The sequence below is a fragment of the Cystobacter fuscus DSM 2262 genome (genome assembly GCF_000335475.2).
GTDB lineage: Bacteria > Myxococcota > Myxococcia > Myxococcales > Myxococcaceae > Cystobacter > Cystobacter fuscus.
This window is the reverse complement of the sequence record NZ_ANAH02000011.1, coordinates 170,561-183,906: the sequence shown is the minus strand read 5'-3', so window position 1 is coordinate 183,906 and position 13,346 is coordinate 170,561. Positions and strand designations below refer to the sequence as shown.

Genomic DNA, 13,346 nt, shown 5'->3' with positions numbered 1-13,346 from the left:
AGCAGTTGTCCCCAGGCGCCCATCCTTCCTCCGCGTCGCTCCCGTTACTGCCGCGGCTGCACGTCCTGGCTGCCGCCGGTGCCCTGGCCGCTGCTCGTCACGTCCACGCGCAGCGCCGTCGGCTCACCGCCCTGGTCCTGGTACGAGGCGCGCACCTGGCTGCCCTCGGCGATGTCCGCGATGGAGCCCTGACGCCCATCCACCACCACCTGCGTCTGCGCATTGACCTGCAGGCGGATCTGCGGCTGCCCCGGAGCCCCCGCGCTGCTGAGCAACAGCTCATCCGGGCTCGAGCTCACCACCCGGCCCGTCACCATCTGCTGCATCTGGCCCGACGGCTGTTGCTGGGCCGTCTGCTGCTGGGTGCGCGCCATCTGCTCCTGCTGCTGACGCTGCGCCTCGGCGGCCTGCTGCTGGGACTGCTGAACCTCGGCCTGGGCCTGCTGGGCCTGGTTGCTGGCCTGCTGCTGGGCGGTCTGCGCCTCCTGGCTCTCCTTCTGGGCCTTGGCCTGCGCCTCCTGCAAGTCCTGCTGGGCCTTGAGCACGTCCTGACGCGCGTCGGTCACTTCCTTCTGCTCGCCGCTGGCCCTCGTCTGTGCGTCCTCGGCCTGCTTCAACGCCTGCTCCGAGCGCTCCTGCGCCGTCTCCACCTGGGTGTGCGCATCTCCCCGGACGTCCTGCTGCTGCTGGCCCTGCTGCTTGCAACCGGCCGTGAGTAGCAACGCGGCCACCCCGGCGGACCACCACCACGAACCCTTGGGCATGAGACCCTCCTGTCGAATACGAGACAGGTCAAAGATGGAGCCCGTGAGCGGGACGCCAACCCGGCATGTCCTCGGGTATGGCTCCTCCGTCTGGCCACCCTCCAGGCCTGAGTCCCGGCCAGGACGGCCCACCACCCCAGCCCTTGGATGAGCGGCCCCCTCCCCCTACGTCGAGCCATGGGTGAGGTATGGAATCAGTTCCACTGCTGTTCCCTTCAGAGCGGTTGGGCGACTTCGATCAAATGGCCTTCGACGTCGGTCACGAAGGCGACCTTCACTCCGTGCTCGACGAGGGTAGAGGCGGGCTGAGCCACCGCGCCGCCAGCGGCTTTCGCCCGCTCGACGAAGGCATCGACATCGTCGGTCGTGAACCCGAGGATGACCTCGTCGTTGGCCGGCTTGGGAGCATCGAGGAACTTGAGCAGGACGAAAGTAGCGCCCCCTTCGTGACCCGGCGCGAACAGGATCTCACGGATGTTCCTGCCCGCGATGGTGGCATCCACACGCCCGGTCTCCACCAGACCACACACGGATTCGTAGAAGCTGGCTGAAGCCTCGAGGTTGTCGACGAGGAGCTTCGTGAACCCGAACTTCGTGTTCGATGTACCTGACAAGACTCTCTCCTGTTCGATGCACTCAGGCCGCGGTACGAAACCGCGACACCGGCGCCTCTGGCGGATAGGACGTTGGGCGCCCGATGTCGTAGGCCGAGTTGATGGTGCGAATGAACACGGGATCATGCAGTGGATCCGTGGGCGTCTCGACGTGGATGCCCTTGGAGCGCACGTCCTTGATCAGGGTGTCGAAGACCTGATCAAAGGTGAGATCCGCGGTATGGTCCATGTTCTTCTTCAGCTCCGCGAAGTCCTCGAACACCTCGGCCGACCAGTGAACCAGGAAGCGCAGCTCGTCCGTATGATAGCGCGCGATCACCGCGTCACCGGTTTTGACAATCCAGTGATCGCCACTGCTGGGGTCGCCAGCGAACACACTGGAGAAGTCCAGCCCCGCCGGGGATTGCTGCTCGACAGGCCCATTCGCCTCACCGCGATGGACCATCATCTCGTTCTGGACGAGAACGCCACGATTGTAGATGGGCGGATTCAGGCGCTTGGGTGCCGCGCGGGGCCCGTCGGGCCAATAGGTGAATCCGCTCCGAGGGTCATACGAGAACCAGGTGATGACCTGGGCCATCTTGATGAGATGGTCGCGGAACAGCCCCGACTTCCCCATGACGCTGCATAGCCAGGTCGGCGAATTCTCATAGCGGACGCCACGGAAGCTCGGCGAGTCCAGGTGTCCGGGGTCCGTATTGCCGCACGGGCCGTTCACATTGAAGAGCATCATCTGGGGCCTGGCGTATCTGGCCCCCCAGTAGCTCTTCGCCAGCTCCAGGAACCTGTCGTTATAGAAGCAGTCGTTGATCTCGGGGAAGAGACAGGTCGAAGAGTTCCCGTAGAAGTTGCGGAACGTGGGCGACAGGAACATGTCGAGCGTCGGAGTCACGCCCTCCGGAACCCCACCCGCGGAGGTGGCGATGAGCTCCTCGGCAGAGGCGAAATGCTGCGCGATGATGAGCTTGTGCGGCCCGCTGCTCCGCACCACTCCCAGCAGACGCCGCAGCTGATCCTGCGAATAGACGTTGTCCAGCTCGCGCGGCGGAGCCACCGGGCGAAGGATGCGCGCCAATTCGTCTTTTCGTGCTTCGGTCAGCATCACCTTGCTCCCTGGAAATCCTGTCTCGCCGTTTCATCGACGACCACGACGATGGATGTGCCATCGCGGCAAGCAGAGCACAACCCACGAGCCTCGACGGGGTGCCACTTCCTCGACACGAGCGCGCAGATGTCGAAGAAGTCCGCCCACAGGGGACGCGCGCAGCCGGTAAGCAACCAGGAGACCCAACGGGGTTGCCTGCCTGGTGGGGCGAGACTAGACAGGCGGCATCGAGGCCCTGCCCCATGCCCAAACCACTGAAAAAACAGACGCGAGGCGGTCCTGGCACGCGCAAGACAGCGGAGCCCGCCCCCGAGGATCCGCGTGCCCACCGCAGCCGCGCCATGCTTCGCGATGCGCTCCTCGGGTTGATGCGGGAGCGGGGCTTCGACTCCATCAGCGTCCAGGACATCACCGAGCGCGCCCAGCTCAACCGCAGCACCTTCTACCTGCACTACCGCGACAAGGACGAGCTGCTCACGCACGTCATGCGGGACATGATCCTCGAGCTCTCGCGGAGGAGTCATCAGATGGGTGACTCGCCCGATCGCCTCCATCGAACCCTGGTGGAGTGGTTCCAGCACGCGGCCGAGCACCCCGAGCTGTATCACCTCATGCTTGGCCGAAGCGGCATGCGCGCCTTCTCCATGCAGTTGCGCAAGCTCCTCGAGCAGCTCATGAACCTCGACATGGGGCGACCCGGTGTCTCCGCCCGGTTCCACGGGGTGCCCGTCCCCGTCATGAACCGCTTCATGGCCTCGGCCTACATGGGGGTGCTCGAGTGGTGGTTGGATCGACGCGCCCTCCATCCACCCGAGGAGATGGCACGGTGGCTGGGGACTCTCACCGCCATGATGAACAACAGGCGGTGACGGGCCCCCGGGCGGACTTCTTCGACACTCGCGCACTCGTGTCGATTAAGCGGCGCCCCACCAGGGAGTGTTGGTTGTCTACGAGCCGCTGAAGACCACGGGCGCGACGACGCCCAACGTCATCGACCGTATGGCTCTGGCGGCCTGCGCCCGGCGCGTCTCACTCGACGTCACGACTCCTGGGGAGGCGCTCCTCTTCAAGCGCCTCGAACTCGACGCGCAGGGGCGTCTGGCCCACCGGGAAGGCGCGCCGGTCCGCGACGCCATCACCTCGCTCTACCAGCGCGCCCTGTTGCGAAACCCCACGCCCACCGAGGTGGACACGTTGTCGCAACTGTCCACCCGGATGGAGTCCATGGGCAGCCAGACACCGGGCCGCGACTGGATGACCCTGGCCTGCTTCACCGTCCTCTCCTCCGCCGAATCCGTCTTCTTCTAAGGAAACGTCATGTCACTGCGTAACAATGGACGGCTCTCGCGCCGGGAAATCCTGAAGGCGTTGTCGATGTGCGCGGCTCCGCGAAGGTGTCAAACGACTCGTGGGGCGGGACCTCGTGGTGCGCGAGCAAGCGGAAGGCTCAGTCCAGGTGGCGCCAGAAGGAACCCCGCTCCGTGATGAGGTGCAGGGCCTCCCGCAGTTCCTCGTCATGCTCGGCGCGCGTGGCGAGGTTCGCCATCGAGACGATTCCCACGAACTGGCCGTCGCGTTCCACCACCGGCACGCGGCGCAGCCGATGGCGGCCCATGAGCATGATGACGGCGGGCAGGGTCTCGTGTGGTCGCACGGTTTCCATCTCGTCCGTCATCACATCCTGGGCGTGGAGGCTTTCGGGCGCACGCCCCTCGGCCAGGACCCGGGCGATCAGGTCTCGCTCCGTGATGATCCCGCGCAGCCGTCCGTGCTCGTCCACCACCGGGACGGGGCCACGGTCCTCCTTCATCCGCCACGCCACCTCGCGCAGTCCGCTGCCGGGCTTCACGGTGCGCGCTTGGCGAGTCATCACCTCACGCGCCGTCAGCGCCTCTCTGGGCCGGCGGTGGCCCGTCGGAGAAGACAGCTCGGAGGGAACGCTCGGTGGCTCGCCAGCACCGAGGCGATCCCACGGGCGATACTCACGGGCCGGGTGCCATAACCCCTGGGACGTGTCCCAATCCTGATCGCCCATGCGGGGTCCCCCCCCCAGTCCGACGGCGTCACCGAGCGCGCGATCATCCCAGCCATAGGGCCCGCCCGACACTCTCGCGCTCGCATCCCCGGAGGGAAGCGCGTCGGTGCGGGGATCGGCCATGCCCATCTGGGCGGCGCGTTGGAAGCGGTCCTGGCGCAGCGCGGGGGGCTCGTCGCGCTCGACGCTCCAACCGGTGACGTCCGAGTCCGCGCGCTCACTCGAGCCGGGAGGAGACTCCGCGGCGCGGCGATCCCGCTCCTCGGGGGACTGAGGGCCGTTGGACTGTGGAAGTGGCGCCATGAGGAGTCCTCCTGTTCCCTCGAACCTGGAGCGTCGCGGCGCCATCGGCCACATAGGAGCGAGCGTGCGCATGCCCAGCCACCACGGGCGCCGAGGCATTGCCCCGCGACACCAAACGAGCAACCCTGAGCCGCTCCTGTCCCATGGAGCCGCGACAGTCCAGCCCTTGCGGATCCGCTCCCCCCTCACCCATCTCTCTTGGAGGCCTCGAGGGGATTCATCACCCACACGGGCCCGTCAGACCCGGGCCAGCACTCGCCGAGCTCGTATGCCCCCAGACGAGCCCACGCGGCGCTTGGAGGTGATCGATGGGGAACGCGGAGACTGACGAGGACTCGACGGCGGCTCGACCGGACGAGCTGGTGCAGAACCTGCCTGGAGGGCTCATCTGGGAGGCGGACGCCGCGGCCATCCATTTCTCGTTCGTCAGCGAGTCCGCGGCCGCGATGCTGGGCTACCCCGTCGGGCAATGGCGGGCCGAAGACGGTTTCCTCAAGAAGCACGTCCACCCCGAGGACTGGGGCCGCGTCCTGGAGACGCTGTACGAAGCGGCCGCCAGCGGCAGCATCCAGGCGTGTGAGCACCGGATGTTCAAGAGCGATGGCTCGACCCTCTGGGTCCATACCTCCGTTCAGCGTAGCAGCCGCTCGAATGGCGCGCTCCTGCTCACCGGGTTGACGGTCGACATCACCCAGGGCAAGCAGACCGAGCACGCCCGCCGTGATGCCGAAGCGCATTCCCAACTGCTCCTCGAGAACCTCCGCGACTACGGCGTGTTCATGCTGTCGCTCGAAGGAAAGGTGGCCAGTTGGACTCCCGGTGCGCAGCGGCTCAAGGGGTACCGGGCCGACGAGGTCCTCGGCGCGCCGCTCACCCAATTCTTCCCGGCCAACGAGCTCGAGAAGGGAACGCCCCAGCGACTCCTCGAGCAGGCGGAGTTGGAGCGGAAGGCGGAATACGAGGGGTGGTTGGTCCGCAAGGGCGGCGGGCTGTTCTGGGGGAATGTCATCCTGAGCGCCGTCACCGACGAGCGAGGACGCCTCCGTGGCTTCTCCAATGTGGCGAGGGACCTCACCCCGCGCAAACGGGCCGAGCAGGCGCTGAGAGAAAGCGAGGAACACTTCCGGCTGCTCGTCGAGAGTCAGGACTACGGCGTGTTCATGCTGTCGCCCGACGGAGCGATCGAGACCTGGAACCGTGGCGCCCAACGGCTCGAGGGTTATCGGTCCCACGAGATCATCGGTTCCCCCATGTCGGGGCTCTTTCCCCGCGACGAGGCGGAGGGAGGCCTTTCCAGGCGCCTCCTGGAGAGTGCCTCGCGGGAGGGAAAGGCGGACTACGAGGGGTGGCTCGTCCGCAAGGGAGGGGAGAGCTTCTGGGGACTCGTCACGGTCAGCGCGGTGGAGGATGAAGGCGGCCGCCTCCGGGGCTTCTCCATGCTCGCGAGGGATGTCACCCGGCGAAAGCAGACGGAGGAGGAGCTTCGGCGGAGCGAGGAGTACTTCCGGCTGCTCGTGGGGAGCGTTCAGGATTACGGCGTGTTCATGCTGTCCCTGGACGGGGCCATCGAGAGCTGGAATCAGGGGGCGCAGCGGCTCAAGGGTTACCGGGCCCAGGAGATCGTCGGCTCGAGCATCTCCCGCTTCTTTCCTCCCGAGGAGCTCGCGAAGGACACCCCTCAGCGTCTCTTCCAGGACGCGCTCCTGAAGGGCACCGCGACCTATGAAGGCTGGTTGGTCCGAAAGGACGGCAATCGGTTCTGGGCGATCGTCACCTTGAGCGTGGTGGAAGATGAGCACGGCCGTATTCGGGGGGTGAGCAACGTCGCGAGGGATCTGTCGGAGCGCAAGAAGGTCGAGGACGCGCTGCGCGAGAGTGAAGAACGGCTCCGGCTGCTGGTCGACAGCGTCCAGGACTACGGCGTCTTCATGGTGTCACCGGATGGGCAGGTCGCGAGCTGGAGCCCAGGGGCCGAACGGATCCAGGGATACAGGGTGGAGGAAGCCATGGGGGCGCCGCTCTCCCGGTTCTTCCCTCCCGAGCAAGTGGAGAACGGGACCCCCGAGCGGCTCATCCAGGAAGCGGTGGCGCGGGGACGCGCCGAATACGAGGGCTGGCTCGTGCGAAAGGGGGGCGCCACGTTCTGGGCGAACGTGATCCTCGGCGCGGTGATGGACAGGCATGGACACCTGCGTGGTTTCTCCAACGTCACCCGGGATCTGACGGAGCGCATGCGGACCGAGCGGGCCATGACCTTCCTGGCCGATGTCGGCACGGTGCTCGCCGGGTCACTCGACTATCGCACCACCCTGGATCGGGTCGTCCGACTGGCGACGCGAGCCGTGGCCCAGGCCTGCATCGTCGAGATGATCGAGGGGCAGAGCATCCAGCCCGTCGCGGTGGCACATGTGCACCCAGACCAGGAGCGAATCATCCACGAAGCCGTGCGGAGCATGCCCAGCCAACCGAGGATGGGGCACGGAGTCGCACACGTGGTGCAAACCGGGCAACCCGAACTGCGCTCGGGTCTCTCCGATGTGAGCGGGCTCGGTGAGGCGCTCGGGATCGCGGAGCCCAACCTCCTGCGCGGCATTGGATCTCAGTCGTACATGTGCGTGCCGCTGACGGCTCGCGGCAAGACGTTTGGCGCGATGCTGTTCCTGGCCGAGCCCGGCAGGCACTACGTCTCGGATGACCTGCTCCTGGCCGAGGAGCTGGCCCGCCGCGCCGCGCTCGCCATCGACAACGCCCGGCTGTACGAGCAGGCCCAGACAGCCATCCGCATGCGCGAGGAGATCCTCGCCATCGTGTCGCATGATCTCCGCAGCCCGATGAGCATGATCCAGATGGGGGCCGATCAGCTCCTCTCGGAGTCCAACGGGAGCGAGCAGCAGGCGATGACGATCAGGACCGCTGGGAAGATCCGGCGTGCGTCCGTCCGGATGATCCACCTGATCCGCGACCTGCTCGATTTCTCCAGCATCGAGGCGGGACAACTCAGGATCGAGGTCGCGGAGCACGACGCCGACGAGCTGGTGACCGAGGTCCTCGAGGCGTTGCAATCCAATGCGGCCGAGAAGGGCATCCGACTCGTCAGGGAGGGAGAGCACTCGCACCTGAGAGTCCAGTGTGATCGCGAGCGGATCGTACAGGTCTTCTCGAACCTGATCGGCAATGCGATCAAGTTCACGGCCGAGGGCGGCTCCGTCATGATTCAGATCCGGCTCGAAGTGGACCGGGCCGTCTTCAGTGTCAGCGACACGGGCCCCGGTATCTCCGAAGAGGACTTGAGCCATATCTTCGACCGGTATTGGCAGGCGGCCCGCCGGGCTCGAGAGAGCTTTGGACTGGGCCTGGCGATCTCCAAGGCGATCATCGAATCCCACGGAGGGGAGATCTGGGTCGAGAGCACGGTGGGCCAGGGCACCACGTTCTTCTTCTCGCTACCGCTGGGTTCCTGACCCCCGCGGCGCGCCTGACATTGATTTCAGGCTCCTCGTGGTACGGTCACTTCGGAGGAGTGGACATGAGCCGAGCCAGAGACTTCGCGCGACAGGGCTTCCTCGTACTGCCCGGGTTCGTCCCGGCGCACGCTTGCGAGGCCTTGAAGGCCCGGGCGGAAGCGCTCGTGGCGGACTTCCAGCCAGAGACCGTCTCCATCTTCACCACGCACGAGCAGAGCCGCACCTCGGACGAGTATTTCCTCTCCTCGGGAGATCAGATCCGCTTCTTCTTCGAGGAGAACGCCTTCCGCCCGGACGGCTCGCTGCGCCAGGACAAGACGCTGTCCATCAACAAGATCGGCCACGCGATGCACGACCTGGACCCCGTCTTCGAGCGGTTCTCGCGCACGCCGGAGCTGGCGGCCCTGGCCTCGGAGCTGGGCCTGAAGCAGGCGCTGCTGCTCCAGTCCATGTACATCTTCAAGCAGCCCTTCATCGGCGGGGAGGTGAACAGCCACCAGGACTCGACGTTCCTGTACACGGAGCCCACCACCTGTCTGGGCTTCTGGTTCGCCCTGGAGGACGCCACGCTGGAGAATGGCTGTCTGTGGGCGCTACCGGGTGGGCACACGCTGGGCTTGAAGAAGCGCTTCGTGCGCGCCGAGGGAGGCGGCACGGCCTTCCAGGTGGTGGATGCCACGCCCCTGCCCGAGGAGGGCATGGTGCCCCTGGAGGTGGAGAAGGGCACGCTCGTGGTGCTCCACGGGCTGCTGCCGCACAAGAGCGGCGCCAACACCTCGCCCAAGAGCCGCCACGCCTACTCGCTCCACCTCATCGACGGCACCGCGCGCTACCCCGAGGACAACTGGCTGCACCGCGCGCCCACCCTGCCCCTCCGGGGCTTCGGCCCCCTCGCGACGAGTTCGCCCGACTGATCACGCTTCGGCCACGTCCCTACCCCGTCACCAGCAGCCGAATGCCATAGGCCACCAGCACCAGCGCGAGCACCCGGCGGATGAGCGGCTCGCGCCGGGAGTAGGCCCGCCGGACATGCCCGGTGGACAGGCCCCAGGCCAGCGTCCCGTACCACGCCATGGCGATCGTCACGACGCCCGCGCCCGCCGCCACGCGCACCCACGGAGCAATGCCCTGCACCACCGTGGGAGCGAAGAGGCTCAGGTAGAACGGCAGGGTGTTCGGATTGGACAGACTGGAGAACAGCCCGCTGCGAAACGGCCGGGCTTCCTCCCCCGCCAGCGCCCGCTCCACCAGCGCCTTCTCCGGAGCCACGACCGGCTCCGCCGCGGAAGCACGTGAGGCCGCCCGTGCGGCGAGCCATCCCCGCACGCCCATGTAGAGCAGGTACAGCCCCCCCACGTAGCGCACGGCGCGCATCCCTCCCGGCAACCGCTGCAGGAGCACGGCGACGCCCCCCAGGACGAAGCAGAGCCACACCGTATTGCCCAGGGCAATCCCCAGCACGGCCCTGGCCGCGTGCCGGCGCGAGGCGGACAGCGCCAGGCGCGTGACGATGAACGTGTTCGGCCCGGGCGTGATGACCGCGAGCAGATACAGGCCATAGATGGAGGCGAGCAGGGGGGCGGGAGGCGTCATGGCGTTGACTCCGACCTCATCACCCTTCCCGGCAGGTGTCAGCCCTTGTCTGCTCGAGGCCCACCCGGTGGAGGAGCAACGAAGAGCAGATCTAGCAACGCCTCGAAATGAGTTCGCCGTGTGGTCAACCCCGCGAGCAGAGCGGGGGAGCGAGCCCCGAATGAGGCGCTCGCCCGGCACCCCGTTCAGCGACTCCGAGGGCACGGCGGTGAGCACCGGCTCCGGCCCGTGACGAAGTCCTTTGTCAGGACGCAACCCGGCTGATTCAATCGGACACGTCCGGGCCCGCTCCGCCCCCTGAACAGGATCCGATGAACGCACGTGTCTGGAAGATTGCTCCCCTGCTGTTTGGCTCGGGATTTTGTGCCCTCGTGTACCAGACGGCATGGCAGCGGGAGTTGCGCCTCATCTTCGGAGCATCCACGGCGGCGTCGGCCGCGGTGCTGGCCATCTTCATGGGCGGTCTGGGCCTGGGAGGCGCCCTGCTCGGGGCGCGCGTGGACCGGCACAAGCGTCCGCTGGCCTTCTACGCCGACCTGGAGCTGCTCATCTCCCTGAGCGCGGCGGTGACACCGCTGCTCGTGGTGCTGGCGCGCACCCTCTACGTGACCCTGGGCGGTACGGTGTCACTGGGCCTGGGCGTGGGCACCCTGATCCGGCTGCTGCTCTCGACGCTGGTGCTCGCGGTGCCCACGCTGCTCATGGGCGGCACCCTGCCCGCGGCCGCGCGCGCCGCGGAGACACCCGAGGACGTGCGGCGCCGGGCACTCGCGGTGCTCTACGGCGTCAACACGCTGGGCGCCGTGGCGGGCGCCACCGCGTCCACCTTCCTGCTCTTCGAGGTGTTCGGCACCCGCACGACGCTGTGGCTGGCCACCCTGGTCAACGTGCTGGTCGCGCTCGTGGCGCGCTCGGTGGCGCGGAGTCTGCCCGAGTCCGAGACGGAACAGGCGCATGCCGCCCCCGTCCCCGAGGAGGCCCGGGCGCTCCCCCTGCCCCCACGCGCCTTCGTCCTCACGGCGGCGGCCCTGGTGGGCTTCGCCTTCTTCCTCATGGAGATGGTGTGGTACCGGATGACGAGCCCCCTGCTGGGCGGCTCCACCTTCACCTTCGGCCTCATCCTGATGGTGGCGCTGGCGGGCATTGGCCTGGGGGGCGCGGCGTACGCGGCCTGGGGGCGGACGCGTCCGGCCACCCTGCGAGGCTTCGCCCTGACGTGCATCCTGGAGGCGCTGCTGCTCGCCATGCCGCTGGCCCTGGGAGACAAGGTGGCGGTGCTCGCGACGCTGACGCGGTCCCTGTCCGTCTTCGGCTTCAGCGGACTGGTGTTGAGCTGGACCCTCCTGGCCGCGCTGGTGGTGTTTCCCGCCGCCTTCGTCTCGGGCGTGCAGTTCCCCTTGCTGCTGGCGCTGCTGGGTCGGGGCGGCGAGCAGGTGGGCCGGCAGGTGGGCCTGGCCTACGCGTGGAACACCGTGGGCTCCATCGTGGGCTCGCTGGCCGGCGGCTTCGGTCTGCTGCCCCTGCTGACGGCCCCGGGCGTGTGGCGGACGGTGGGCGGGGTGCTGGTGGTGCTCGGCCTGGTGGCGGCGGCAATGGCCCTGCGCTGGGAGCAGGCGCCGCCCTCGCGGCTGCTCCCCTCGCTGCTCGCGGCCGCGCTCACCGTCGTCCTGCTCTCGGCCGAGGGGCCCTCCGCCGTCTGGCGGCATGGCGGCATTGGCGCCGGACGCAGTCGGGTGGACACGACCTCCACCCAGGAGATGCGCGATTCCGCATCGCGGCTGCGCGGCTCCTTGCTGTGGGAAGCGGATGGCGTGGAGAGCAGCGTGGGCATCCTCGGCACGGACGGCCTGTCCTTCCACGTCAATGGCAAGTCGGATGGCAACAGCGTGGGCGATGCGAGCACCCAGGTGATGGGTGGACTCATCGGGGCCCTCGCCCATCCGAATCCGCGCCACGCCCTCGTCATCGGACTGGGCACCGGCAGCACCTCGGGCTGGCTGGGCTCGGTGCCGGAGATGGAGCGCGTGGACACGGTGGAGATCGAACCGGCCATCCTGGAGATGGCGCGCCAGTGCGCGGACGTCAACGAGCGCGTGCTGGACAACCCCAAGGTGAACATCATCTTCGATGATGCGCGCGAGGTGCTGCTCGCCTCCCACGAGTCCTACGACATCATCTTCTCCGAGCCCTCCAACCCCTACCGGGCCGGCATCGCCAGCCTCTTCTCGCGCGAGTTCTACCAGGGGGTGCGGCGGCGGCTGGCGCCCGGAGGCATCTTCCTGCAGTGGGTGCAGGCCTACGAGGTGGACGCGCGCACGGTGCGCAGCATCTACGCCACCCTCACCTCCGAGTTCGGCGCCGTGGAGTCCTGGAAGACGCAGGCCGGAGACCTCATCCTGATGGCCACCGCGGAGCCGTGGCGCCATGACCTGGAGCGCATGCGGGCCCGAGTGGCCCAGGAGCCCTACCGCCGGGCCCTGGCCGCGACGTGGGAGACCACGGAGCTGGAAGGCGTCCTGTCCCACTTCATCGCGGGCCCGGCACTGGCCCTGCGCCTGTCCAAGGGGCAGGAGGCGTTGATCAACACGGATGATCTGTCCTACGTGGAGTTCGCCTTCGCCCGCAGCGTGGGCCGCTCCCACACGGGCTTCGCACCCGAGCTGTTGCGCCAGCTCGGCGTCGAGCTGGGCGCGGACCGGCCGGAGGTGGCGCGAGGGACGGTGGACTGGCAGCGCGTCGAGGAGCTCCGGCTGCCCGCGCAGTGGGACCCGCCCCGCCGGCCCGACCTGAACGCCAGCAAGCTCCAGGCCCACCGCGCCGTGTATGCCGCCTATAACCGCCAGCAACCATCCGAGGCGTTGAAGCTGTGGCAGCGGACGCAGGCGCAGCCCCGGGACATCACGGAGTTGCGGCTGGTGGGCGAGCTCCTGGTCCGGCAAGGCGATGAAGCCGCCCTGCCCCTGCTGGAGCAGCTGGAAGTCTCGCTTCCCTTCGATGCCAGGTCCCTGCGCGCCCAGTGGTTGGTGAGCAAGGACCGCCATGCCGAGGCCACGCAGTCACTCGAGAGCGCCTTCGCCATGCTTCACCAGGTGCCCTGGGGCAGCAACAAACTGCTCGAACAGGCCATGGCCCTGAGCGAGACCATCGCCCGGAAGGACGCCGCCCTGGGAGAGCGGTTGTGGAACGCGCTCGCCCGGCCCTTCTCCAACAACCGGGGGGAGGACGGCCGCAAGTGGACGCGCCTGGTACTGGCCTCGGTCCTCGGGTTTTCCCAACGGTGCGTCGAGGCCCTCGCGCCCTACGAGCCCCACATTCCCTGGACCAGGTCCTTCCTGGAGAAGCGCGCGAGCTGCTACGTGGAGACCCACCACTCCCTGGAGGACGAGGCGCTCGCGGACATCGCGAACTTCATGTCCATGGAACCTCCCCCCCTGCTGGAGGATGGCGGGAACGCCCCTCCCCCTTGAG

General features: G+C 67.8%; 10 protein-coding genes. 5 read left to right on the top strand and 5 right to left on the bottom strand.

From position 1 onward, the window contains the following. Positions 1-44 precede the first annotated feature (44 nt). The 3 genes from D187_RS21110 to D187_RS21100 form a co-directional block, all read right to left on the bottom strand. Positions 45-764 (bottom strand): hypothetical protein, encoded by a 720-nt coding sequence (locus D187_RS21110; RefSeq protein WP_002626593.1) that lies wholly within the window; start codon positions 762-764, stop codon positions 45-47. A gap of 215 nt (positions 765-979) precedes the next feature. Beyond that, complete coding sequence (locus D187_RS21105) at positions 980-1,378, bottom strand: VOC family protein (RefSeq protein ID WP_002626592.1); 399 nt, start codon at positions 1,376-1,378, stop codon at positions 980-982. Between the two features lie 22 nt (positions 1,379-1,400). Next, positions 1,401-2,480: a hypothetical protein gene (locus D187_RS21100; protein WP_002626591.1), complete on the bottom strand. Its 1,080-nt coding sequence runs from the start codon at positions 2,478-2,480 to the stop codon at positions 1,401-1,403. Positions 2,481-2,725: 245 nt separating this feature from the next. On the opposite strand from D187_RS21100, the gene D187_RS21095 reads away from it, so the two are divergent. Then, positions 2,726-3,352: a TetR/AcrR family transcriptional regulator gene (locus D187_RS21095; RefSeq protein WP_002626590.1), complete on the top strand. Its 627-nt coding sequence runs from the start codon at positions 2,726-2,728 to the stop codon at positions 3,350-3,352. A gap of 67 nt (positions 3,353-3,419) precedes the next feature. Continuing rightward, a complete protein-coding gene (locus D187_RS21090) occupies positions 3,420-3,791 on the top strand; it encodes a hypothetical protein (protein ID WP_002626589.1) in 372 nt (123 codons plus the stop codon). Between the two features lie 139 nt (positions 3,792-3,930). On the opposite strand, the gene D187_RS54015 is transcribed toward D187_RS21090, so the two are convergent. Next, positions 3,931-4,821, bottom strand: a complete 891-nt coding sequence (locus D187_RS54015) for a CBS domain-containing protein (protein ID WP_002626588.1) — start codon at positions 4,819-4,821, stop codon at positions 3,931-3,933. 308 nt (positions 4,822-5,129) lie between these two features. On the opposite strand from D187_RS54015, the gene D187_RS50180 reads away from it, so the two are divergent. After that, positions 5,130-8,282, top strand: coding sequence for a sensor histidine kinase (locus tag D187_RS50180; RefSeq protein WP_002626587.1), 3,153 nt, complete (start codon positions 5,130-5,132; stop codon positions 8,280-8,282). 65 nt (positions 8,283-8,347) lie between these two features. Further along, on the top strand, positions 8,348-9,199 hold the full coding sequence (locus D187_RS21075; protein WP_002626586.1) for a phytanoyl-CoA dioxygenase family protein: 852 nt from the start codon (positions 8,348-8,350) through the stop codon (positions 9,197-9,199). Between the two features lie 19 nt (positions 9,200-9,218). Here D187_RS21075 and D187_RS56400 read toward each other — a convergent pair whose 3' ends face one another. Next, positions 9,219-9,878, bottom strand: a complete 660-nt coding sequence (locus D187_RS56400) for a LysE family translocator (protein WP_002626585.1) — start codon at positions 9,876-9,878, stop codon at positions 9,219-9,221. A 311-nt stretch (positions 9,879-10,189) separates the two neighbouring features. Here D187_RS56400 and D187_RS21065 point away from each other — a divergent pair, with 311 nt between their 5' ends. After that, positions 10,190-13,345: a fused MFS/spermidine synthase gene (locus tag D187_RS21065; protein WP_020918169.1), complete on the top strand. Its 3,156-nt coding sequence runs from the start codon at positions 10,190-10,192 to the stop codon at positions 13,343-13,345. Position 13,346: the final 1 nt, after the last annotated feature.

What these genes read in the sequence shown, in the direction of transcription:
- D187_RS21110 (WP_002626593.1), bottom strand. Translation starts at nt 764, where the DNA reads ATGCCCAAGGGTTCGTGGTGGTGGTCCGCCGGGGTGGCCGCGTTGCTA.
- D187_RS21100 (WP_002626591.1), bottom strand. Translation starts at nt 2,480, where the DNA reads ATGCTGACCGAAGCACGAAAAGACGAATTGGCGCGCATCCTTCGCCCG.
- D187_RS21095 (WP_002626590.1), top strand. Translation starts at nt 2,726, where the DNA reads ATGCCCAAACCACTGAAAAAACAGACGCGAGGCGGTCCTGGCACGCGC.
- D187_RS54015 (WP_002626588.1), bottom strand. Translation starts at nt 4,821, where the DNA reads ATGGCGCCACTTCCACAGTCCAACGGCCCTCAGTCCCCCGAGGAGCGG.
- D187_RS50180 (WP_002626587.1), top strand. Translation starts at nt 5,130, where the DNA reads ATGGGGAACGCGGAGACTGACGAGGACTCGACGGCGGCTCGACCGGAC.
- D187_RS21075 (WP_002626586.1), top strand. Translation starts at nt 8,348, where the DNA reads ATGAGCCGAGCCAGAGACTTCGCGCGACAGGGCTTCCTCGTACTGCCC.
- D187_RS56400 (WP_002626585.1), bottom strand. Translation starts at nt 9,878, where the DNA reads ATGACGCCTCCCGCCCCCCTGCTCGCCTCCATCTATGGCCTGTATCTG.
- D187_RS21065 (WP_020918169.1), top strand. Translation starts at nt 10,190, where the DNA reads ATGAACGCACGTGTCTGGAAGATTGCTCCCCTGCTGTTTGGCTCGGGA.